The sequence below is a fragment of the Burkholderia sp. LMU1-1-1.1 genome, from assembly GCF_040675865.1.
Lineage (GTDB): Bacteria > Pseudomonadota > Gammaproteobacteria > Burkholderiales > Burkholderiaceae_D > Rugamonas.
In genome coordinates this window covers 106186-128723 of the sequence record NZ_JBEGHG010000008.1, presented here as the reverse complement: position 1 = coordinate 128723, position 22538 = coordinate 106186, and the positions used below count along the sequence as shown (strand labels likewise).

24 protein-coding genes are annotated in these 22538 nt (G+C 65.7%); 10 read left to right on the top strand and 14 right to left on the bottom strand.

The genetic code is table 11. The features are described 5' to 3' along the window. The first annotated feature begins 75 nt into the window (after positions 1-75). The 3 genes from MRBLMU1_RS09325 (at position 76) to map (ending at position 2154) form a co-directional block, all read left to right on the top strand. The gene (locus MRBLMU1_RS09325; RefSeq protein WP_363500007.1) at positions 76-837 is read left to right on the top strand and encodes a helix-turn-helix domain-containing protein; all 762 of its coding nucleotides are present in this window, start codon (positions 76-78) and stop codon (positions 835-837) included. A gap of 68 nt (positions 838-905) precedes the next feature. Further along, a complete protein-coding gene (locus tag MRBLMU1_RS09320; protein WP_363500005.1) occupies positions 906-1286 on the top strand; it encodes a VOC family protein in 381 nt (126 codons plus the stop codon). A 58-nt stretch (positions 1287-1344) separates the two neighbouring features. Next, positions 1345-2154 carry a type I methionyl aminopeptidase gene (gene map / locus MRBLMU1_RS09315; protein WP_363500003.1) on the top strand — a complete coding sequence of 270 codons (810 nt, stop codon included), beginning with the start codon at positions 1345-1347 and terminating at the stop codon, positions 2152-2154. A gap of 6 nt (positions 2155-2160) precedes the next feature. Here the strand turns inward: map and MRBLMU1_RS09310 are convergent, their stop codons facing one another. Genes MRBLMU1_RS09310 through MRBLMU1_RS09290 form a run of 5 tightly spaced genes read right to left on the bottom strand, consistent with a single transcriptional unit; the run spans position 2161 to position 5113 of the window. Continuing rightward, a complete protein-coding gene (locus MRBLMU1_RS09310) occupies positions 2161-2487 on the bottom strand; it encodes a barstar family protein (protein ID WP_315220154.1) in 327 nt (108 codons plus the stop codon). After that, on the bottom strand, positions 2487-2918 hold the full coding sequence (locus tag MRBLMU1_RS09305; RefSeq protein ID WP_363500000.1) for an ExbD/TolR family protein: 432 nt from the start codon (positions 2916-2918) through the stop codon (positions 2487-2489). Before MRBLMU1_RS09305 ends, MRBLMU1_RS09310 begins: the two co-directional genes overlap by 1 nt. 38 nt (positions 2919-2956) lie before the next feature. Continuing rightward, positions 2957-3643: a MotA/TolQ/ExbB proton channel family protein gene (locus MRBLMU1_RS09300; protein WP_363499998.1), complete on the bottom strand. Its 687-nt coding sequence runs from the start codon at positions 3641-3643 to the stop codon at positions 2957-2959. Beyond that, entirely contained in the window at positions 3640-4449 is an 810-nt protein-coding gene (gene dapB / locus MRBLMU1_RS09295) for a 4-hydroxy-tetrahydrodipicolinate reductase (RefSeq protein ID WP_363499996.1), read from the bottom strand. The genes MRBLMU1_RS09300 and dapB overlap by 4 nt, the downstream gene beginning before the upstream one ends. 10 nt (positions 4450-4459) lie before the next feature. Next, the gene (locus MRBLMU1_RS09290) at positions 4460-5113 is read right to left on the bottom strand and encodes an outer membrane protein assembly factor BamE (RefSeq protein ID WP_363499994.1); all 654 of its coding nucleotides are present in this window, start codon (positions 5111-5113) and stop codon (positions 4460-4462) included. Between the two features lie 282 nt (positions 5114-5395). On the opposite strand from MRBLMU1_RS09290, the gene fur reads away from it, so the two are divergent. Then, positions 5396-5824, top strand: coding sequence for a ferric iron uptake transcriptional regulator (fur, locus tag MRBLMU1_RS09285; protein WP_315220147.1), 429 nt, complete (start codon positions 5396-5398; stop codon positions 5822-5824). Between the two features lie 26 nt (positions 5825-5850). On the opposite strand, the gene hrcA is transcribed toward fur, so the two are convergent. Then, on the bottom strand, positions 5851-6867 hold the full coding sequence (hrcA, locus tag MRBLMU1_RS09280) for a heat-inducible transcriptional repressor HrcA (protein ID WP_315220145.1): 1017 nt from the start codon (positions 6865-6867) through the stop codon (positions 5851-5853). 92 nt (positions 6868-6959) lie between these two features. Next, entirely contained in the window at positions 6960-7691 is a 732-nt protein-coding gene (locus MRBLMU1_RS09275; RefSeq protein ID WP_363499991.1) for an HAD family hydrolase, read from the bottom strand. Positions 7692-7893: 202 nt separating this feature from the next. Here MRBLMU1_RS09275 and MRBLMU1_RS09270 point away from each other — a divergent pair, with 202 nt between their 5' ends. After that, positions 7894-8538, top strand: a complete 645-nt coding sequence (locus tag MRBLMU1_RS09270; protein WP_363499989.1) for a hypothetical protein — start codon at positions 7894-7896, stop codon at positions 8536-8538. A gap of 38 nt (positions 8539-8576) precedes the next feature. Next, a complete protein-coding gene (locus tag MRBLMU1_RS09265; RefSeq protein WP_363499987.1) occupies positions 8577-9221 on the top strand; it encodes a hypothetical protein in 645 nt (214 codons plus the stop codon). Between the two features lie 285 nt (positions 9222-9506). Here the strand turns inward: MRBLMU1_RS09265 and rsmA are convergent, their stop codons facing one another. The 4 genes from rsmA to MRBLMU1_RS09245 all read right to left on the bottom strand — a co-directional run bounded on the left by rsmA (position 9507) and on the right by MRBLMU1_RS09245 (position 15265). Beyond that, positions 9507-10277 (bottom strand): 16S rRNA (adenine(1518)-N(6)/adenine(1519)-N(6))-dimethyltransferase RsmA, encoded by a 771-nt coding sequence (gene rsmA, locus MRBLMU1_RS09260; protein WP_363499985.1) that lies wholly within the window; start codon positions 10275-10277, stop codon positions 9507-9509. A gap of 24 nt (positions 10278-10301) precedes the next feature. Then, entirely contained in the window at positions 10302-11405 is a 1104-nt protein-coding gene (pdxA, locus tag MRBLMU1_RS09255) for a 4-hydroxythreonine-4-phosphate dehydrogenase PdxA (RefSeq protein WP_363499983.1), read from the bottom strand. A 22-nt stretch (positions 11406-11427) separates the two neighbouring features. Beyond that, the gene (locus tag MRBLMU1_RS09250; protein ID WP_363499981.1) at positions 11428-12888 is read right to left on the bottom strand and encodes a peptidylprolyl isomerase; all 1461 of its coding nucleotides are present in this window, start codon (positions 12886-12888) and stop codon (positions 11428-11430) included. A 112-nt stretch (positions 12889-13000) separates the two neighbouring features. Beyond that, positions 13001-15265, bottom strand: coding sequence for an LPS-assembly protein LptD (locus tag MRBLMU1_RS09245; protein WP_363499979.1), 2265 nt, complete (start codon positions 15263-15265; stop codon positions 13001-13003). Positions 15266-15372: 107 nt separating this feature from the next. On the opposite strand from MRBLMU1_RS09245, the gene MRBLMU1_RS09240 reads away from it, so the two are divergent. From MRBLMU1_RS09240 to MRBLMU1_RS09225, 4 genes are read left to right on the top strand one after another with little or no spacing between them, the layout of a single operon-like run. Further along, positions 15373-16455: an aminoglycoside phosphotransferase family protein gene (locus MRBLMU1_RS09240; RefSeq protein ID WP_363499976.1), complete on the top strand. Its 1083-nt coding sequence runs from the start codon at positions 15373-15375 to the stop codon at positions 16453-16455. Continuing rightward, entirely contained in the window at positions 16455-17189 is a 735-nt protein-coding gene (murU, locus tag MRBLMU1_RS09235; protein WP_363499974.1) for an N-acetylmuramate alpha-1-phosphate uridylyltransferase MurU, read from the top strand. The genes MRBLMU1_RS09240 and murU overlap by 1 nt, the downstream gene beginning before the upstream one ends. Positions 17190-17212: 23 nt before the next feature. Continuing rightward, positions 17213-18547, top strand: a complete 1335-nt coding sequence (locus MRBLMU1_RS09230; protein WP_363500151.1) for an aminopeptidase P N-terminal domain-containing protein — start codon at positions 17213-17215, stop codon at positions 18545-18547. Next, complete coding sequence (locus tag MRBLMU1_RS09225) at positions 18544-19695, top strand: UbiH/UbiF/VisC/COQ6 family ubiquinone biosynthesis hydroxylase (protein ID WP_363499972.1); 1152 nt, start codon at positions 18544-18546, stop codon at positions 19693-19695. The genes MRBLMU1_RS09230 and MRBLMU1_RS09225 overlap by 4 nt, the downstream gene beginning before the upstream one ends. 163 nt (positions 19696-19858) lie before the next feature. Here the strand turns inward: MRBLMU1_RS09225 and MRBLMU1_RS09220 are convergent, their stop codons facing one another. The 3 genes from MRBLMU1_RS09220 to MRBLMU1_RS09210 form a co-directional block, all read right to left on the bottom strand. Beyond that, a complete protein-coding gene (locus MRBLMU1_RS09220) occupies positions 19859-20623 on the bottom strand; it encodes an SDR family oxidoreductase (RefSeq protein ID WP_363499970.1) in 765 nt (254 codons plus the stop codon). A gap of 107 nt (positions 20624-20730) precedes the next feature. Further along, positions 20731-22206 (bottom strand): NAD(P)(+) transhydrogenase (Re/Si-specific) subunit beta, encoded by a 1476-nt coding sequence (locus MRBLMU1_RS09215; RefSeq protein WP_363499968.1) that lies wholly within the window; start codon positions 22204-22206, stop codon positions 20731-20733. Beyond that, complete coding sequence (locus MRBLMU1_RS09210; RefSeq protein ID WP_315220118.1) at positions 22203-22532, bottom strand: proton-translocating transhydrogenase family protein; 330 nt, start codon at positions 22530-22532, stop codon at positions 22203-22205. Before MRBLMU1_RS09210 ends, MRBLMU1_RS09215 begins: the two co-directional genes overlap by 4 nt. Positions 22533-22538 lie beyond the last annotated feature (6 nt).

Below are 22538 nucleotides of genomic sequence, written 5' to 3'. Positions count from 1 at the left end.
GACATTATACTGGCTCAACCGCCTCCAGCGCACGAGAGTGGCCCCTTGGCGCCGTCCAGACGGTAAGATAACCGTATGCTTTACCGCGAATACCCTCCCCACCCGGCTTTGAGCGCCCATGTCGACTGCATGTGGACGGCGCGCGTGCTCTCCGTCGCGCCCGGGCGGGCGCATACGCACCGGGTGCTGCCCGATAACTGCGTCGACATCCTGTGGCAGGACGGCGGCCAGCCGGCTTTCGCCGTCGGCATGATGAGCACCGCCATCCAGGTGGCCAGCGCCGGGCCGGTGGGCACGGTGGCGGTGCGCTTCAAGCCGGGGGCTGCCGGGACGTTTCTGGCCACGCCGCTGCACGCGCTGACCGATCAGCGGGCCGATATCGACCTGCTGTGGGGTCGGAGCGACGCCGACCGGCTGGCCGACGCGTTGTGGACCCGTGAGCTCTCCGACCGCGAACGTATTGCATTAATTGAAACGCAGTTGTTGCGGCGGCTGCGCGATGTCGACCCAATGGCCGGCGGCGGAGCGCTGATCCGGAGCGCCCTGGGTGTGCTCGATGCCAGTGCCGGCGCCGTGCGGATCGACGATCTGGCGACGCGATTGGGCGTATCGCGCCAGCACCTGGCGGCGCAGTTCCGCGCGCGGGTCGGACTGTCGCCCAAGTTGTATGCCCGCATTTGCCGCTTCCGCCGGGCGGCGGCTGCGCTGAAAGCGTCGCCCACGCCGGATTGGGCGCGGCTGGCGCTCGAATGCTGCTACTTCGACCAGTCGCACCTGATCCACGATTTCCAGGAATTCGCCGGCAGCGCGCCGGAGCGCTTTTTAAGCGCCGCCTAGTCATTCAGCTTCCATTTTTACAATCGCCGGCGCCGCGCATATGCCAAGATGGTGTTTTAGACATCGCTATGGAGACTATCATCATGATCAAGGGACTGCGCACGTTGGTTTACCCGGTGGCCGATCTGGCGGCCGCCAAGGAGTGGTATGCGAAGGTGTTCGACACCGCGCCCTACTTCGACCAGCCTTTTTATGTCGGTTTCAGCGTCGGCGGTTTTGAACTGGGATTGATTCCGGATGGCCGGGCGGCCACGGCCGGCGGCATGGTGTACTGGGGCGTCGACGACATCCAGGCGGAGGCCGACCGCATCGTGGCGCTGGGCGCGACCATCCACGGCGCCATCCAGGATGTCGGTGAAAATATCAAGACCGTCGAATTGGCGGACCCGTTCGGCAATTTATTGTGCCTGATTTACAACCCGCATTTCGACGTGAAAGAGGTACGCTAACGCCTAGGATTGGCGGTTTGTGGCAAACTACGCCCCTTCGAAAAGAAAGAGGTAGTCCATGTCCCGCCGCAACGCCAATATGATCAAGTCGCCCGAGCAAATCGTCATGGCGCGCGTCGCCGCCCAGCTGGCGGCCGACGTGCTGACGATGATCGGCCCGCACATCAAGGCCGGCGTGACGACGGCCTACCTCGACCAGCTGTGCAACGACTACATCGTCAACGTGCAGAAGGTCATCCCGGCCAACGTCGGCTACGGCGGCTTCCCGGCCACCGTGTGCAGCTCGATCAACCACGTGGTCTGCCACGGCATCCCCTCGCCCGAGGAAGTGCTCAAGGGCGGCGACATCATCAACATCGACGTGGCCGTCATCAAGGATGGCTGGCACGGCGACACCAGCCGCATGTACTACGTCGGCGAACCGTCGAAGGCGGCGCGCAAGCTGGTCGAGACGACCTACGCGGCGATGTGGGCCGGCATCCGCGCCGTCAAGCCGCGCGCGACCCTGGGCGACGTCGGTTTCGCGATCCAGACGGTGGCGGAAAAGGCCGGCTTCAGCGTGGTGCTCGATTATTGCGGCCACGGTATCGGCCAGGTCTACCACGAGGAGCCGCAGGTGACGCATTACGGCCGCCCGGGCCAGGGCGTGGTGCTCAAGCCGGGCATGCTGTTTACGATCGAGCCGATGATCAATGCCGGCCGCGCGGCCACGAAGGAGCTGGACGACGGCTGGACCGTCGAGACACGCGACAAATCGTTGTCGGCGCAGTGGGAACACATGGTGCTGGTGACCGAGACCGGGTTCGAAGTGTTGACCCTGGCGCCCGGCGAGACCGGCGCCAAGGCGCAGATCCCGATCGTGGGTTAATTCCCGTTATTTCAACGTCAGCTTCAACGCCGGCTTCTCGCCGTAATCCTCATACCGCTCGTTGATGCCGGCCACGCAGTACGTCACCTCTTCCAGGATATCCGGCGCGGCGGCTTTCATCGCGGCGGCGTCCTTGATGACGATCTCCAGCACCTCGTTGGGCTTGAGGCGGAATTTACTCATGCCGTCGTCGTCGCGCAGATAGCTCAGGCAATCGACCCACGCGTCCATCGTCGCGCCATACGTGTCGGGAAAGCCCATCGCCGCCTTGCAGGCCGCGTGGAAGCTGCTCATATCGGTGATCGCCGCGCCGTTCAATTCTGCGGTTGCCATTATTTTTGCTCTTTCTTCGGGTCCGTGACGAACCCCAGTTTCGTTAATCCATTGGTCTGCGCCGCCGCCATCACCTGCGCCACCACTTCGTAGCGGGTGTCCTTGTCGGCGCGCAGCTGCAGCTCCGGCTGCGGATCCTGCCTGGCCGCTTCGACCAGGCGCGCCTCCAGCGCCTCCCGCGCGATCGGCTCGTTGTTCCAGAAGATCTTGCCCTTGCCGTCGATCGCCAGGGTGACGGTGGCCGCCTCGGCCTGCTGCTGGCTGGTGGGCGCCTGCGCCTTCGGCAGGTCGAGCTTGACCGCGCTGGTGAACATCGGCGCGCTCAGGATGAAGATCACCAGCAGCACCAGCATCACGTCGACCATCGGCGTGACGTTGATGTCGGACATCGGTCCCGGCTGGCGGTGGTGGTTGAATGCGCCAAAGCTCATGTTTGCTCCAGGCTCAGAGTGAGTAGGTACTTACTTAACTATTTGCCGGCGCGCGCGCCGGTCGTCAAATAGGCGTGCAGGTCGTGCGCGAACGCGTCCAGCTCCGCCAGCGTCAGGCGGTTGACGCGGTTGAAGGCGTTAAACGCCAGCACCGCCGGAATCGCCACCGTCAGGCCGATCGCGGTCATGACCAGCGCCTCGCCGACCGGGCCGGCCACTTTGTCGATCTGCACGGTGCCGTTGGCCGAGACGTTGGCCAGCGCGTGGTAAATGCCCCAGACGGTGCCCAGCAGGCCGACGAACGGCGCGGTCGCGCCGATCGACGCCAGCACGGTCAGGCCGCCTTCGAGGCGGTTGGTCGAGCGCTGGATCGCCACGCGCAGCACGCGCGTGACCTGCGCGGCGCGGTCCATCTCGCCGCCCAGCGACGGCCGCTCGGCCACCTTGATTTGCGCGGCGCCTTGCTGCGCCAGCGGCAGGTAGATTTTTTCCGGGTCGGCCAGCTCCAGCGTGGCGACGCCGTCCTGCATCGTCGGCGCGTCCCAGAAAGCCTGCACGGCCGGGGAGCTGCGGCGCACGCGCCAGGCCGCGAAGGCCTTCGACAGGATGAAGAACCAGCTCACCAGCGACATCGCCAGCAGCACGAACGCCACCGCGTGGCTGATGCCGTCGCCCTGTTCCCAGTAATGGGCCAGGGTGAACTGGTTGGCGACGGCGGGCGTCATCCGTTCAGCGACAGCACGTCATACATGTCGAACAAACCGGTCGGCTTGTCGGCCAGGAAGCGGCAGGCGCGCAGCGCGCCGTGCGCGTAGGTCGCGCGGCTGCTCGATTTGTGGCTGATTTCGATGCGCTCGCCGATGCCGGCGAACAGCACGGTGTGGTCGCCGACGATGTCGCCGCCACGGATGGTGGCAAAGCCGATCGACGACGGATCGCGCTCGCCGGTCACGCCTTCGCGCGCGTAGACGGCGCACTCCTTCAGGTCGCGGCCCAGCGCGCCGGCGATCACTTCGCCCATCTTCAGCGCGGTGCCGGACGGGGCGTCGACCTTGAAGCGGTGGTGCGCCTCGATCACTTCGATGTCGTAGCCGGTCGACAGCGCCTTGGCGGCCTGCTCGAGCAGCTTCATCGTGACATTGACGCCGACGCTGAAGTTGGGCGAGAACACGATCGCGGTTTTCTTGGCCGCTTCGGCGATGGCGGCCTTGCCGGCGTCGTCGAAACCGGTGGTGCCGATGACCAGTTTGATGCCGTGCTCGGCGCAATAGGCCAGATGCTCGAGCGTGCCCTCGGGACGGGTGAAGTCGATCAGATACTGGGCGCCGGCCAAGCCTTGCGACAGGTCCGATTGCACCAGCACGCCGCCCGGCTTGCCGAGGAAGGCGGCGGCGTCGCTGCCGACGCTGGCCGAACCGGCGCGGTCCAGGGCGCCGGCCAGGCGCGCGTCCGGCGCGTTCTCGACGGCTTCGATCAGGATGCGGCCCATGCGGCCACTCGCGCCGGCGATGGCGATATTCATTGCGGTCATGCGTGCTTCCTTAATTTTTCTGGTTACCCACCGTCACGCCCACCGGCGCGGGCGCGGCGTTGTCGCTCCCCGTCGTCGTAGGCGGCGGCACGCTCGACGCAGGCTTGTTGTCGGGGGCGTCGGGATTTTTCTTGATCTTCGGCGCCGGGCCGGCGATGCGGGCGATGTATTCTTTTTCGGTCGGCAGGTTGCCGCCTTCCCAGCGCGCGACCTTGCCGTCGTTGTCGAAGAAGACGATGACGCGGCTGGTGGTGACCTCGCCGTTGCCCTTGGCCATGCGGAACGCGTAGTCCCAGCGGTTGGCATGGAACGGGTCGGTCAGCAGCGCGGTGCCGAAGATGAAGCGGACCTGGTCGCGCGTCATGCCGACTTTCAATTGCGCCAACATTTCTTCGGATACAAAGTTACCTTGCTGGATGTCGGGACGGTATGGCGAGAAGAACCACATGAACTTTTGCAGCGGCGTGATGGTGGTCGTTTGCGCGCCTTTGCTGGCGTCCAGGGTGGTCCCGGTTTCCTTGACCTCGTTCGATTTCTCGCCCAGGGTGGTGTTGGAAGCACAGCCGCCGGCGGCCAGCGCGACGCAGACGGCGCCTGCGAGCAACGGAGCACGGCGGGTAAAACGGTGCGACAAAGACTGCAATAAAGCCGGGGTGACGCGCATAAGTGTCCTCAATCTGGTCAAGCGGAAATGCCGAAAAACGCTATATCATAAAGCACATGGTGCGAGATGGGGCCGCGCGGGCACGCGAAGTGACAGCATTATCCTGTAAAACAGGGCTTATGTCCTTGTTTTGCAAGGCGCAAGTGTAAATGTTTGCAAACGCCGACGGGGCCGCCGCCGCAAGGAGGCGGCGGCAATTAGGTGGCGACAATCAGTGCGGCGGGTCGCGGAGTGCGTTAAACTGTGGGTTAGCTATCGCCAACCAGAATAAGAGTGTCCACCATGGGTAACAATCCAACCGATCTGAAGGCCAGCGGCCTCAAAGCCACGCTGCCTCGCCTTAAAATCCTGGACATCTTCCAGAACAGCGAGGTTCGCCACCTGACGGCCGAGGATGTCTACAAGATCCTGCTGGCCGACAATATGGACGTCGGCCTGGCCACCGTCTACCGCGTGCTGACCCAGTTCGAGCAGGCCGGCCTGCTGAACCGCAACCACTTTGAAACCGGCAAGGCCATCTTCGAGCTCAACGAGGGATCGCACCACGACCACCTGGTGTGCCTCGACTGCGGCCGTGTGGAAGAGTTCTTCGACGAAGAGATCGAAACGCGCCAGCAGATGGTCGCCAAGGAGCGCGGCTTCAAGATCGCCGAACACGCGCTGGCGATCTACGGCAACTGCATCAAGACCGCCTGCCCGCACCGGCCATAGGCCGCCATGCCGCGACCTGATTGCGGCTAATTATGGCTCAACGCGTTCGATAACAATTTGGCCGTGATATCGACGATCGGTATCACGCGCTCATAGGCCATGCGGGTCGGGCCGATCACCCCCAAGGTGCCGACGATCTTGCCGTTGGCCATGTACGGCGCGGTCACTACGCTCATCTCGTCCATCGGCACCAGGCTCGATTCGCCGCCGATATAAATCTGCACGCCGCTGGCCTTGCTCGACACGTCGAGCAGCTGCATCAAGCCCGTCTTTTGCTCGAACATGTCGAACATCTGCCGCAGCGACGTCATGTTCGACGACAAATCGCTGACCGACAGCAGGTTGCGCTCGCCGGCGATGACCATGTCGTCCGAGTTGTCCGCCATCGCCTCGCTGCCCGCCTCCACCGCCGCCTGCATCAGCCGGCCCATATCGTCGCGCAACTGCCGCACCTCCGTCTGCAGGCGCGTGTGCACCTCGTCGAAGGCCAGGCCGCCGTAGTTCTGGTTGATATAGTTGGCCGACTGGATCAGCTGGGTGGGGCTGTAGTCGACATCGGTCAACAGCAGGCGGTTTTGCACGTCGCCGGTAGGACCGACGATCACCAGCAGGATGCGCTTCTCGCCCAGCCGCAGGAATTCGATCTGCTGGAACACCGATTCACGGCGCGGGCTGAGCACGACGCCGGCGAACTGCGACAGCGACGACAGCATCTGGGCCGCGTTGGAGATCATCTTCTGCGGCTGCGGCGCCTGCAGGCGCATGCGGCCCTCGACCGATTGCTCGTCCAGATGCTGCACCGTCAGCAGCGTGTCGACAAAGATGCGGTAGCCGCGCGGCGTCGGCACCCGGCCGGCCGAGGTGTGCGGACTGGCGACATAGCCGAGCTCCTCGAGGTCGGCCATGATGTTGCGGATCGTCGCCGGCGACAGATCCAGCCCGGAGATCTTGGAGAGCGCGCGCGAGCCGACCGGTTGGCCGTCCGCGATATAGCGTTCCACCAGGGCTTTGAGCAGGGTTTGAGCGCGTGTGTCGAGTTGCATACTGTATATCTTATTTGCCGAGAGTTGCCGTATTTGCCTATTATGCACGCTCCGCGCCGGCCGGGGGCTGTCGTGTGACAGCAATCCGGCATCTAGACCGGCGGCCGGTCCTTCGCTTGCGCCCCCAGTTGCTCCTTCAGCCACGCCAGCAGGTCGTGGAAATCGGCGCAAATGGCGTCGGGCACGATGCCGGCGTCGAGGTGGGCGGTGCTGCCGGTGCGGTTCATCCACACCGCCCGCATGCCCACCGACTGCGCGCCGCGCACGTCCAGCCGCAGGTCGTCGCCGACATAGACGGCGTCGGCCGGCGCCACGCCCATCGCCTCGCACGCGGCCAGGAAGATGGACGGGTCGGGCTTGGCGCGGCCGAAGCGGGCCGACGCCAGCGCCACTTCGAAATGGTGGTGCAAACCGATGACTTCAAGGTCGGCGTTGCCGTTGGTGATCACGCCCAGGCGCAGCATGCCGCCCAGCTCGGCGAGCACCGGCGCCACGTCGTCGAACAAGGTGACCGCGTTGCGCAGCACGTTGAAGTGTTGCATCGCGCCGTCGATGTGGGACGCATCCTCGCCGGTTTCGGCGAACACGGCCTCGAGCGCGACGCGGCGCAGCCGGTACAGGTCGGCCGTCAGCTCAGGCTGTTTTTCCAGCAGGGCCAGGCGCAGCGCGCGCAGCGCCTCGACCGAATACTTGCTTGTCACGGCGGGCGCGCGCTCGGCCAGCCACGCGTGCCAGCCGGTTTCAGCGGCCGCGATGACCGGGCCGATCGGCCACAGGGTGTCGTCGAGATCGAACAGCAGGGCTTGCGGTGGGCGTGGCGTCATGGGTGGCAAAAAAAGAGTGGAGTCCGGGCTATTGTCGCACCGATCGCGCTCTGGTCGCACGCCGCCTTGCGCCAGTCCCTAACAAGCTGTTACATCCATTGGGGGGACTGGTGTTACCAAATGCACTAAAATACGGGGCAAATCCGTGTAAGATGCTGCACCCGTGCGTGCTGCCGGCCCTATTCGTTTTGGAGAAGATTTTATGAAAAGTGTGTATCCGCGTGCGGGCCTGGCCCTGCTGTGTGCCGTTGTCCTGAGCGCCTGCGGCGGCGGTAGCGACGGCAGCATGCTGCTGCAAGGCAGTATCAGCGGTCTGACCAAGCCCGGTCTGGTGCTGATCAACCGGCCGACCGGTGAAAAGATCACCATCGCCGCCAACGCGAGCTCGTTCCAGTTCACCCGCCTGATCGCGGTCGACGAATCGTTCGACATCCAAATCGACACCCCGCCCACCGGCGCCACGTGCAAACTGACCGATAACACCAACAAGGCCAACTCCTTCACGTCCTATCGGACCGTGGTCAGTTGCACCACCAATCCGTGGGTGCTTAGCGGCAAAGTGCAGGGCCTGGCCGACGACGGCGTGGCCGGCACCAACGACGGCGTCACCCTGGCGAACGGCCCCGACACCGTGTACATCGCACCGCCCCCGACGGCCGGCGCCGAGGTCACGTTCTCCTTCGCCAATACGGTCGGCGAGGGCTCGCCCTACGGCGTGACCGTGCTGGCGCAGCCGTCCAATCGCACCTGCTCGCTCACCGCGCCCGTCACCAACTCGGTGCCCGGCGCCGGAGTGATGCCGTCCGGCAATGACAACCGGTTGGTCGTCAATTGCGTCGCAAAATAACTACACCGCGGGCGTCAGCTCGATCTTTGGAGAATTACATGAAATTATCGTATCTGGGCGCCATCGTGGCGGTGAGCGCGGCGGCCCTGCTGGCCGGCTGCGGCGGCAAGGCGCAATACACGGTGCAGGGCACGATCAGCGGACTGGCCACGCCCGGCCTGCAGTTGAGCAATGGCGGCGAGACCATTTCCATCCCGGCCGGCGCGACCACCTTCGCGTTCCCGCGCCAGATCGGCTACGGCACCAGCTACAACGTCACGTTCGCCCAGCAGCCTGAACATATGATCTGCCAGTTCACCTCCATCAACACCGGCTCGGCCGGCCAGACGGTGGCGATCTCGGTGGGCATCTCGTGCGCGCGCAGGGCGTATTCGCTGGGCGGTCAGTTCACCGGCCTGTCCCAGGTGCAGGCGAACGGCACCACCGCCGCCGCCGCACGCACCGTGACCCTGTTGAACGGTTCGGCCGGCGGCCAGGTCACCCTGACCAGCCCGGCCGACGGCAGCGGCGCCGGCGATTTCGCGTTCAGCGCCGCCGTGGCGGACGGCCAGTCGTATGGCGTCACCATCCACCCGGACGCCACCCTCAGCTCGACCGACATCACCTGCACGGTGAAAAACGGCGTGGGGGTCATGGGCGAGGCGGCCGTGACCAACCTGCTGGTGGAATGCAAACTGAAGTAAACGCAGGAGGGGAGACGAGATATTCACATATCTGATGTTTGATATGTGAAAAATAAAGTGGCGTGATATACCGCGACGCACCATACTGTACTTGTCTCCTCCACTTCTTGCAAAGGAATTGGATTTAGCCCGCTTTAACCAGCGGGCTTTTTTTTGCCTGTCGCTTTTAAAAAGGAATAACAGCGGGGGTCAAGTCTGACATTCGGACACCAGCTCAACAGTACCGCTGGCTTCAAAGACGAGGTCGTGTCCGAATGTCAGACTTGACCCCACGGGTTGGTGGGGTTATTTGAGGAGGTTGGCGAGGGCGACGTACTGGGCCAGGCCGACCGTTTCCGGACGGTGGGTCGGGTCGATGCCCGCTTCGACGATCTGCGCTTCCGTGAACATGCCGGCCAGGCAGTTGCGGATCACCTTGCGGCGCTGCGAGAACGCCTTCAACACCACCGCCTCCAGCGTGGCGCCGTCGCACAGCAGCGGGTTGGCCACCGGGATCATGCGCACGATCGCCGATTCGACCTTCGGCGGCGGATCGAACGCTTCCGGCGGCACCACGAACAGCAGCGACATGTCGTAGCGCCACTGCAGCATCACGGACAGGCGGCCGTAGGTCTTGCTGCCCGGCTCGGCCACCATGCGCTCGACCACTTCCTTTTGCAGCATGAAGTGCTGGTCCTTGACCAGCGGCGCGAACGTGGCCAGGTGGAACAGCAACGGGCTGGAGATGTTGTACGGCAGGTTGCCGACGATGCGCAGCTTCTGCCCTTCCGGCACCGGGATCGTGCCGTAGTCGAACTTGAGCGCGTCGCCGGCGTGGATCGTCAGCTTGGCCGGGTTGTAGGTCTTTTCCAGACGCGCGACCAGGTCGCGGTCGAGCTCGACGACGTGCATCATCTTGAGCGTGCGCATCAACTGCTCGGTCATGGCGCCCAGGCCGGGGCCGATCTCGACCATGGCGTCGTCCGGCGCCGGCGCGATCGCCTCGGTGATGCTCGACAGGACGTACTTGTCGTGCAGGAAGTTCTGGCCAAAGCGTTTGCGGGCTACGTGTTTCATGGTTGTTCTTTTATTGAGTGAATTTTAAAGGCCGGCGACGGCGTCGGCCATCGCCAGCGCGGTGGCGATGGCCGCTTCCATGCTGCCGCAGTCGGCCAGGCCGAGGCCTTGCGCGGCCAGGTCGAGCGCCGTGCCGTGGTCGACCGAGGTGCGGATCAGCGGCAGGCCGAGCGTGATGTTGACGCCCTGCCCGAACGTGGCGTATTTCAGCACCGGCAGGCCCTGGTCGTGGTACATGGCCAGCACGCAGTCGGCGTCCTTCAGGTACTTGGGCTGGAACAGCGTGTCGGCCGGATACGGGCCGCGGGCGTCGATGCCGCGCGCCCGGGCCGCCGCGATGGCCGGCGCGATGACGTCGATGTCCTCGCGCCCCAGGTAGCCGCCCTCGCCCGCGTGCGGGTTCAGGCCGCACAGCAGGATGCGCGGGGCGGCGAGGCCGAATTTGGTTTGGAGGTCGTGGTCGATGATGTCGAGCACGCGCGCCAATCCTTCCCGCGTGAGGGCGGCGGCGACGTCCTTGAGCGCCAGGTGGGTGGTGGCGAGCGCCACCCGCAGCGGCGGCGGCAGGGTTCCGCCGGCCGGGGCCGGCGGCTGGCCGGCCAGCATCATCACCACTTGCGCGGTGCCGGTGCGGTCGGCGAAGTATTCGGTGTGGCCGGAGAAGGGGACGCCGGCATCGTTGATGGTGCTCTTTTGCAGCGGCGCGGTGACGACCGCCTCGAACCAGCCGGCGCGCACGCCTTCGATGGCCGCGTCCAACGTGGCCAGCACGGCGCGGCCGTTGGCCTTGTCCAGTTGGCCCGGCACGACGTGGGCGTCGAGCGGGACGTCGATCACGCTGATCCGTTCGGGGCCGAAATGCGGCAGGCCGCCGTTGCGCACCGCCTGCAGCGACAGCGCCGACAGCCGGATGGCCGGGTCGATGTCGGCGGCGATCATGGACAGAAACGCGGCGTCGCCCAGCAGCACGCAATCGACCTCGCGCCGGCGCGCCCAGGCGGCGCGGATCGAGATTTCCGGGCCGATGCCGGCCGGCTCGCCGACGGTGACGGCCAGCACCGGCCGCCCCCGGCGGGCGCGGGACACGGGGGCCGCCTCTGGGCGCCCGGTGGATGAAGTGGCGCCCATGCGTGCTCCCTTGATCGGCGGATTACTGTTTCGCGGCCGCCGCGGCGGCGGCGCCCTCTTCGGTGCGGAACTCGACGTAGGCGCGGTCGCGCACCTCGCGCTGCCAGCTCTCGGCCGCCTCCTCCATCTTGCGTTCGCGGATGGCCTGGCGCGCGTTGTTGCGCTCGCGCTCCTTGGAGACGTCGTCGCTCTTGCGCTCGAGCACCTCGATCAGGTGCACGCCGAAGCTGGTCTCGACCGGCTGCGACACCTCGCCGATCTTGAGGTTGTTCATCGCGGCCTCGAACTCGGGCATCGTGTCGCCCGGATACAGCCAGCCCAGGTCGCCGCCCTTGGCGGCCGAGCCGTCGTTCGACACCAGCCGCGCCAGGTCCTCGAACTTGGCGGCGTTGTTGTCGAGGCGTTCCTTCAGTTCGGCCAGCTTGCGCTTGGCGTCGGCCGCGCTCATGGTCGGCGTGACCTTGATCAGGATGTGGCGCGCGTGGGTTTGCTGCACCGACTGGGCGGCCTGCGCCTCGGCCACGCTGCGGCGGTCGACCGCCTTCAGGATGTGGAAGGCGCCGGTGCTTTTGATGATCGGCGTGACCTGGCCCGGTTTGAGCTTGCCCAGCGCCTCGGCGAACACCGGCGGCAGCCGCTCGGGCAGGCGCCAGCCGACCGCGCCGCCCTGCAGCGCGTCGCTGGCGTCCGAGTAGGTGGCGGCCATCTTGGCGAAGTCGGCGCCGGTGCGCAGCTGGCGCATCACTTCCTCGGCGCGCGCGCGGCGCTGGGCGATCACCTCGGCCGTGGCGTTGTCCGGGATGCGCACCATGATTTGCGCGATGTTGATCTCGAACTGCTCGGCGGCGGCGGCCTTCTCGGCGGCCAGGAAGCTGTCGACCTCGGCGTCGGAGATCTGGATCTTGGAGTCGACCTCGTGCTCGCGCAGGCGCTGCATGATGATCTCCTCGCGGATATCCTCGCGGAACGACGCGAACGGCGTGCCATCCTTTTCCATCTGGTTGCGCAAGTCCTGCACGCTGAGCTTCTGCGCCTCGGCGATGCGGCCGATCGCGCGGTCGAGCTGGGTGTCGTCGACGCGCACGCCCATCTCCTTGGCCATCTGCAACTGGGCGCGCTCGACGATCATGCGCTCGAGCAGCTGGCGCTGCAGGTCGGCGGCGGCCGGCATCTGCACGTTCTGCGCCTTCATGCGGGCGGTGACGCTCTTGATGCGGTTGGCCAGCTCGCGCTGCGTGATGACGTCGTCGTTGACGACGACGACGATGGAGTCGATGGCGACGTTGCTCGACGAACCGGGCGGAATGAAGCCCTTGCCGTCGGCCCTGGCCTCCGTCTTGGCGGCGGCCGCGCCGGTGGCGGTGGCGGCGTTGGCGGCCGGGGTGGTGACGGCCGGGGCGGCCGGCGCCGGCGCCGGTTTTTTCGAGAACAGGCTGCAACCGCCGAGGGCGGTGGTGCACAACAGGACGGCGAGTAGCTTCATTTGGTACATACTGGCATTACGCATGGTAGAACGCTCATGAGTCAGGTGTAAAAAAAATCAAAAGGCGCGCGCCCCGGCCAGGGGACGGCGGCGCGCGCCCGGATGCCTTGCTTTAGCGGCCGTAGCCCTCGTTCAAACGCTGATACCCCGGAATACTGTTTTTCATCGCCTCGATCGGGCTGCCCACGCCCAGGTGCGACAGGCCGTTGAGCTCGAGCTGGAAGAAGATCGGCGTCGACGTCGTCGTCGACGTCGTCACGAAGCGCTGCCCGCCGACCCGGAACACCCAGCAGTCGGCCTTGTATTCGAGACCGATCAGGCTCTCGAGGATTTTGCTGTCCTGCATGGAGTAGCTGACCCGGCCGACGCCGTACCAGCGCTTGAAGATCGGCCACTGGCTGGAGATCTCGATGTTCTTGAAGCTGTCGCGCAGGTAGCGGTAGCCGACGTTGAGCACTTTTTTCGGCGCCGGGATCCATTGCGCCGTGTAGCTTTGCGACACCACCCGGCTCTGGCTCGGATTGTACTGCAGCGCGCTGTCGAAGCCCCAGTGTTCCGAGATGCGGCCGTTGGCGGCGAGCAGGATGTCGGAGCGGGCCTCGCTCACCGGCGTGCTCGAGGCCAGCTGCACGCGCTGGTCCTCGAAGTAGAAGCGCTGGCCGAACGCCAGGCGCAGCTGCTCGGCGCCGGCGGCGTCGAGGAAGCGCGACACCAGCGCGGCGGTGAGCTGGTTGGCGTCGCCGATGCGGTCCGAGCCGACGAAGCGGTTCTCGCTGAAGATCTGGCTGAAGTTGAACGTGGCCGCGTCGGTGTCGAAGGTCGGGAACTGGCTCTGGTCGCGGTACGGCGTCTTGACGTAGAACAGCCGCGGCTCGAGCGTTTGCGTCATCTCCTTGTTCTGGAACTTGACGTCGCGCTCGAACACCAGGCCGGAGTCGAGCGAGACGGTCGGCACCGCGCGCGACAGGTTGCGCGACGACTGCGCGCCGTAGCTGTCGAGCGAGTAGCTGGCCAGGTTGACCATGACCTTGGGCGTGATGAAGTAGCTGGGGCCGACGATCGGATAGCTCAGCTGCGGAATGCCCACCAGGCGCGTGCCGTTGATCTGGGTCGGGTGGCTAAATCGCGTCAGCTCGCTGTCGAAGGCCCAGTCGAAGCCGCCGAGCACGTCGTACTGGCCGGCGTGGAAGTTGATCGCCGGCAGGCGGTCGTACGGGCGCGTGACGAACAAGGTTTTGTCGGTCACCGAGGCCGGGTCCTGCAGCACCTGGTATTTCTGCACGCGCGCGGTCAGGGTCCAGATGTCGCCGTGGTAGTCGGTGCGCAGCTCGCGCAGCAATTGGCGCTCGGTCGAGCTGGAAACGGTCTTGGAGAAGTCGTTCGGGTAATTGTTGTCCGACGACGCGCGCAGGTTCCACGAGAACGCCCAGTCCTCGGTGATGTCCTGTTTGTGGCTCGACCGGACGGTCCAGCGGTCGGTCGAGCCGCCCGGTTTCTCGGGCACGTATTTCTTATCGTGCGGCAGGTACTCGGCGTAGGTGTCGCCCTGGTACAGGCCGCCATCGGTCTCGCCCAGGTAGCGCCCGTGCGCGCCGAGCTGGAAGCCGCGCCGCGCGATGATCTTGGGGAACAGGGTCAGGTCGCGGTTGGGGGCGATGTTGAAGTAGTACGGCACCACCAGCTCGGGGCCGGTGCGCGAGCCCACGCCCGGCGTCGGCGAGAGCCAGCCGGAGCGGCGCGCGCCCGACAGCGAGAACGACAGCGCCGGCGTGCCCAGGATCGGCACGTCCTTGAAATACACCACCGTGTGGCTGGCGGTGCCGACGTCGCGCCCGGAATCCAGGTCGAGCGTGCTCGAACGCAGGTACCAGTCCGGGTTGGTGCCCTCGCAGGTGCTGTAGGTGCCGTTGACGACCTGCGCCTCGTCCTCGTTGATGAAGTTGATGCGCTCGGCGCTGCCCTGGGCGTTGTTGGCCTGCATCCGGTAGGTCGGCTGCAACATGAAACCCTTGCCGGTGTCCATGTTGAGCTTGAGCTCGGTGCCGGTGTAGTAGTCGCCGTAGCGCCAGATCTTGACGGCGCCCTTGGCCTCGACCTCGTTCTCGACCTGGCGGTAGCAGACGTAGTCGGACTGGACCTTGGTCTGGTCCTTGACGATCTCGGCGTTGCGTTCGAGCACGACCTCGCGCTCCGGGCGCCCGCTGATGTCCTCGGCCATGACGGTGGTGACGGCGTTCGGGTCCTCCACCCGCGGCGCGCGCGGCTTGGGCGCGGCGGCCTGGGCGTGGGCGTACGTCGGCACCGCCGAGACGGTGACGATGGCGGTCAGGGCGGTCGCCCAGCGGTGCGAAGTGGGGGGGGCCAGTAGCCAGCGCATGCAGCTCATGAAAAGAAGGGGGATAACACCATGACAGGCGATTTTTTGATTTGAATCCCTTATTATATGGGAATCTTCACCTTACGCCGGTTTCCACGGTTCGCTTAATGTCTTTATTACAGAATTTAACTTCAGATACATCTGGAGCAACCCCGTCCACCGCAATCGCGGCCGATCCCCGCCTGGCGCAGCTGACCGCCTGGCTGTCCACCCTGGACGTGGTCGATGTGGCAACGGCCCGTCCGGCCTCGGCCGACGCCAGCTTCCGCCGCTACTTCCGGGTCGACGTGCTGCCGGCGCACCGCGCGTCGCTCGGCGCCACGCTGATCGTCATGGACGCGCCGCCGGAGCGCGAAAACGTCTTGGCCTTCGTCAAGGTTGACGAAATGCTCACGCACGCCGGCGTCACGGTGCCGCGCATCGTCGCCACCGACTACGAGCGCGGCTTCATGCTGATGTCCGACCTCGGCGTGACGACCTACCTGCAGGTGCTCGACCACGACAACGCCTCGACCATGTACGCCGAGGCGCTCGAGTCGCTGGTGCGGTTCCAGGTCACCAGCGCGCCCGACGTGCTGCCCGAATACGACCGCGCCTTCCTGCTGCGCGAACTGAACCTGTTCCCCGAGTGGTACATCGGCAAGCACCTGGGCGCGACCCTGACCGACAAGCAGAGCGCCGAGCTGCAGGGCGTGTTCGACGCCATCCTGGCCAACGTGACGGCGCAGCAGCAGGTGTTCGTGCACCGCGACTTCCACTCGCGCAACCTGATGTGGATGGACGCCGGCAACCCGGGCGTGCTCGACTTCCAGGACGCGCTGTACGGCCCGGTCACCTACGACCTGGCCTCGCTGCTGCGCGACGCCTACGTGCAATGGGACGAGGAGCTGGTGCTCGACTGGGCGATCCGCTACTGGCAGCACGCCAAGTCGGCCGGCCTGCCGGTCAACAAGGACATCGACGCCTTTTATAAAGACTTCGAGTACATGGGGCTGCAGCGCCACCTGAAGATCCTCGGCCTGTTCTGCCGGCTGTACCACCGCGACGGCAAGGCCCAGTACCTGGGCGACCTGCCGACCGTGATGGACTACGTGCGCAAGACGGCCAACCGCTACAAGGACCTCAAGCCGCTGGTGCGCCTGCTCGACACGCTCGAGGACAAGCAGCCGCAAGTCGGCTACACGTTCTGATGAAGGCGATGATCTTCGCCGCCGGCCGCGGCGAGCGCATGCGCCCGCTGACCGACGCCTGCCCCAAGCCGCTGCTCAAGGTGCGCGGCCGGCCGCTGATCGTCTGGCACATCGTCAACCTGGTGCGCGCCGGCATCACCGAGATCGTCATCAACACCGCCCACCTGGGCGAGGTCATCGAGCAGACGCTGGGCGACGGGAGCAAGTACGGCGCCAGGCTGCTGTACTCGCGCGAGGCGGCGGCGCTCGAGACGGCCGGCGGCGTCGCCACCGCGCGCCACCTGCTGGGCGAGGAGCCGTTCGTGGCCGTGTCGGGCGACATCTACTGCCCGTACTTCGACTTCGAACAGGTCAAGGACGTGCTCAAGGACGAGGACATGTGGGGCAAGCCCTACCCGGCCGACCAGCGCGACGTCTGCTGGCTGTACCTGGTGCCCAATCCCGACTTCCATCCGGAGGGCGACTTCGGCCTGACGATGTATTCGCTGACGAATGACGGCGCGCCGAAGTGGACCTTCGGCAATATCGGCGTCTACCGGCCGGACATGTTCGACGGCATCGCGCCGGGCCAGCACGCCAAGCTGGGACCGTTGATCCGTTCATTCATCGACAAGAAGCAGGTCGGCGGCGAGGTGTACGAGGGCGAGTGGCACAACCTCGGCACCGTCGAGCAGCTGGAGAAGCTGAACGCGCCGTTGGCGTCGATGGCTCCCGGCGCCCGGGGCGCGCGCTGATGCCGGCCGCCGCGCCGCGCGGGATGGAGGCATACGCCGCGCGCCGCGCGCGCGTGTTGGCGGCGATGCCCGCCGGCGCGGTGGCGGTGCTGGGCACCGCGCCGGAGGTGGCGCGCAACAGCGACAGCGACTACCCGTACCGGCACGACAGCTATTTCTATTACCTGACCGGCTTTGCCGAACCGGAAAGCGTGGTGGTGCTGGTGGCCGCGCGCGGCGACGACGCGCCGGCGCGCGCCATCCTGTTTTGCCGCCAGAAGAACGTCGAACGCGAAATCTGGGAAGGCTTCCGCCACGGCCCGGACGCCGCGCGCGCGGCCTTCGGCTTCGACGCAGCCTATCCGATCGAAGACCTCGACGGCGAAATCACCAAGCTGCTGGCCGACGCGCCGGCGCTGTACTGCGCGCTGGCCAGCAACCCGGTGCTCGACGCCCAGATCAAGCTCTGGCTGGGCAATGTGCGGCGCATGGCGCGCACCGGCGTCACCCCGCCGGCCAGCGCGGTCGACCTGCTGCCGCTGCTCGACGAGATGCGCCTGTTGAAGGACGACAGCGAGCAGGCCACCATGCTGCGCGCGGCCACCATCTCCAGCGCGGCGCACGCGCGGGCGATGCGCGCCTCGCGCCCCGGCATGTTCGAGTACGAGATCGAGGCGGAGCTGCTGTACGAATTCCGCCGCAGCGGCGCCCAGGCGCCGGCCTACAACTCGATCGTCGCCGCCGGCGCCAACGCCTGCGTGCTGCACTACAGCGCCAACAACGCGCAAACCAGGGACGGCGATCTGGTGCTGATCGACGCCGGCTGCGAGCTCGATGGCTACGCCTCCGACATCACGCGCACCTACCCGGTCAACGGCCGTTACTCGGCGCCGCAAAAGCGCTTGTATGAGCTGGTGCTGGCGGCGCAATCGGCCGCGCTCGAGGCCATCGCGCCCGGCCTGCCGTATTCCGGCGCGCACGACGCGGCGCTGCGAGTGCTATCTGAAGGCATGCTCGATCTGGGCCTGCTGAACAAGGACGCCCACGGCGGCGTGGCCGACGTCATCGCCAACAAACACTATATGCGGTTCTACATGCACGGCACCGGCCACTGGCTGGGCATGGACGTGCACGATGTCGGCCTGTATCGCGACGTGAACGCGGCCGGCAAACCTTCGCGCGCGCTGCAGCCGGGCATGGTGCTGACGGTCGAACCGGGCATCTACGTGCGGCCGGCCGACGGCGTGCCGGAGGAATACTGGAACACAGGCATCCGCATCGAGGACGATGTGCTGGTCAACGTCCACGGCCACACCATCCTGAGCGCGGCCGCGCCGAAGACGGTGGCCGATATTGAGGAAGTGATGCAGCAGCGATGAAAGATTTTCAAAGCAATACCGACATCGCCATCTGCGGCGCCGGGCCGGCCGGCATGGCGCTGGCCGCGCTACTGGCCAAACGCGGCGTGCCCGCCGGACGCATCGCGCTGGTCGACGCCAAGTCGCTGGCGCAGGCCAGCAAAGACCCGCGCTCGATCGCACTGTCCTACGGTAGCCGCCAGATACTCGAGGAAATCGGCGCCTGGCCCGTGCCGGCGACGGCGATCCACCAGATCCACGTCTCGCGTCGAGGACAATTCGGCCGCAGCCTGATCGACCGCGATGAACACAAACTGCCGGCTTTAGGCTATGTCACCCGCTACGGCGATCTGGTGACGGCGTTGGGCGGCGTCTGCGAACGGGCCGGCATCTCCATGCTGCGCCCCGCCAGCGTGGAAGCGCTCGACGAACTGTCCGATTCGGTTGTGCTGACCATTACCGACACCACGACGGGGGAGGCGAAGTCGTTGACCGCCTCCATCGTCGTGCAGGCGGAAGGTGGTTTATTCAACGATCAGGAAAGCCGCTCGCAACGGCGTGACTACCGGCAGACGGCGATCATCGCGCAAGTGCGCGGCAGCCGGCCGATCGAGCACCGCGCCTTCGAGCGGTTTACAGCACAAGGCCCGCTGGCGCTGCTGCCGCAAGGTGACGAGTACTCGCTGGTGTGGTGCGTGCGTCCCGAGTTTGCCGCGACGTTGCAGGCGTTGGATGACAAGGCTTTCCTGGCGGCGCTGGGAGAGGCGTTCGGCGAACGCGTCGGCCGCTTCACGCACGCGTCGCCGCGTCTGGCCTTCCCGCTTGGGTTGAACGCCGATCCGCGCGCCACCGCCCGCACTGTCGCCATCGGCAACGCCGCGCAGACCTTGCATCCGGTCGCGGGACAAGGATTGAATCTGGGCCTGCGCGATGTCACCGTGCTGGCGCGCCTGCTGGCGCAAGGGGCTACGCCCGCGATGCTGGCGCAATTCACCGAGCTACGCAGGCAGGACCGGACCACGACGGTGCGCCTGACCGACACGATGGCGCGGGTCTTCGCCAACGACTCGCCGGCGCAGGCGCTGCTGGGGCTGTCGCTGGCCGCGATCGACATGGTCGGCCCGGCGCGCGGCGTGCTGGCCGAGCTGATGATGTACGGCCGCCGCTGAGAGGTGCCCTCCCCCCCACGGCGCCCTGTGGTAAACCCTCTATTTCGACTTCTCTTTTCTTCTATTTTTCCCGCTTTTCCCCTCTTCTCAAAATTAGCGATGAAAAGAGAAAGAAATAGAAGAAAAGAGAGGAGAAAAGCGAAGGTTTACCACAGCATACGCTTTAGGTACGGGTGATGGAGGCGCCGCCGTCGATCAGCGACGCGGTGCCGGTCACGAACGACGAGTCGTCCGACGCCAGGTACAGCACCGAGCGCGCCAACTCCTCCGGCTGCGCGACGCGTTTCAACGCGTGCAGATTGGTGATGAAGGACGTCGCCTCCGGGGTGTCGTTCATGTCGCGGTACATCTGCGTGTCGACCGCGCCGGGCAGCACCGAATTCACCCGCACGCCTTTCGGACCATATTCCGCCGCCAGCGCCTGCGTCAAGCCGATTAACCCCGCCTTGCTGGCCGCGTAAGCCGCCACACCAGGAAACGCGAAGCTGTAGCCGACGAAGGTCGAGGTGAAAATCACCGAACCGCCGCCCTGCTTGATCATCTCTGGAATCTGGTGTTTGGCGCCGAGGAAGGCGCTGGTCAGGTTGGCGGCCAAGGTGTCGTTCCAGCCCTGCTCCGACACGCCGGTGGTGTCGCCCATCTCGCCCAAGGTACCGGCGTTGTTGTAGGCGATATCGAGCCGGCCATACGCCTCGACGGCGGCGGCGACCAGTTGCGCGTTGAACGCCTCCGAAGTGACGTCGCCGGCGAGCGCGATGGCGTGACCGCCGGCGGCTTCGATTTCAGCGACCAGGGTGGCCAGTTCGGCCTCGCGGCGCGCCGCGACGACAACCTTGGCGCCTTCGGCGGCGAACAATTTAGCGGTGGCGCGGCCGATGCCGGAGGAGGCGCCAGTGACGATTGCGACTTTGTTTTGTAAGCGGTTCATTTTGAGACTCCTTGTGGTGGGTTAGTGAAGCCATCATAAGATTCACCAACCCAACCATCAATCGGCCAAACAACAATAGACCATTCACAAAATATGAATTGAAGCCACTACTCGACGGCCTTGACCATATCCTCGATGACCTTCTTGGCGTCGCCAAAGACCATCATCGTATTGGCCTGGTAGAACAGCTCGTTGTCCAGCCCTGCATAGCCGGAGGCCATCGAGCGCTTGTTGACGATGATGCTCTTGGCCTTGTACGCCTCCAGGATAGGCATGCCGGCGATCGGCGACTTGGGGTCCTTGGCGGCCGGGTTGACCACGTCGTTCGCGCCCAAAATCAGCACCACGTCGGTCTGGCCGAATTCGCCGTTGATGTCCTCCATCTCGAACACCTGGTCGTAAGGCACCTCGGCCTCGGCCAGCAGCACGTTCATGTGGCCCGGCATGCGCCCGGCCACCGGATGGATGGCGTACTTCACGCTCACGCCCTTGTGCGTCAGCTTCTCGACCAGCTCCTTGAGCGAGTGCTGCGCGCGCGCCACCGCCAGGCCGTAGCCCGGCACGATGATCACGCTCTCCGCGTTGGCCATGATGAACGACGCGTCGTCGGCCGAACCGGATTTGACCGGCCGCTGCTCCTTGGCCCCGCCGGCGCCCGCCTCCGCCGGGGCGCCGCCGAAGCCACCCAGGATCACGTTGAAGAACGAGCGGTTCATCGCCTTGCACATGATGTACGACAGGATCGCGCCGGACGAGCCGACCAGCGAGCCGGCGATGATCAGCATCGCGTTGTTGAGCGAGAAGCCGATCCCCGCCGCCGCCCAGCCGGAGTAGGAGTTCAGCATCGACACCACCACCGGCATGTCGGCGCCGCCGATCGGGATGATGATCAACACGCCCAGCACGAAGGCGATCGCGGTCATGACCAGGAACGGCGTCCACGCCGGTTCGACGCCGCCGGCGAAGCAGAACACCAGTCCGAGGCCGATCATGACGATGGCCAGGATCAGGTTGAGCAGGTGCTGGCCGGCGAAGCTGACCGGCGCGCCCTGGAACAGGCGGAACTTGTATTTGCCCGACAGCTTGCCGAAGGCGATCACCGATCCGGAGAAGGTGATCGCACCGACGAAGGTGCCGATGAACAGTTCGATGCGGTTACCGAACGGCAGCGGCGTGCCCACCGCCGCGATGCCGAAGGCGTGCGGCTCCGACACCGCCGCCACGGCGATGCACACCGCCGCGAGGCCGATCAGCGAGTGCATCGCCGCCACCAGCTCCGGCATCTTGGTCATCTCGACCTTTTTCGCCAGCACCGCGCCGATGCCGCCGCCGACCACCACGCCGACCAGCACCAGGCCCAGGCCCATGCCGCTCCCCGCTCCAACGCCGGCCGCCACCGCGTCCGCGCGCAGCTTGAGAATCAGCGCGATCGTCGTCACCACGGCGATCGCCATGCCCGACATGCCGAAGGCGTTGCCGGTGCGCGCCGTGCCCGGCGACGACAACCCTTTGAGCGCCTGGATGAAGCACACCGACGCGATCAGATACATCATCGTCACCAGGTTCATGGAGATGAAATTCATGCGTGATCTCCCGGCTTGGCCGCCGCAGGCTTGGCCTTCGGCTCCTTCTTGCGGAACATCTCCAGCATGCGCTGCGTGACCAGGAAGCCGCCGAACACGTTGACGGCGGCCAGCGCCACGGCGACGGTGCCGGCGACCTGCCCGATCACGCCCTCGGTCAGCGACGCGGCCAGCATGGCGCCGACGATGATGATCGCCGAGACGGCGTTGGTCACGGCCATCAGCGGCGTGTGCAGCGCCGGCGTGACGGTCCAGACCACGTGGTAGCCGACGTAGATCGCCAGCACGAAGATGATGAGATTGATGATGGTGTGGCTGACTTCCATGATGTT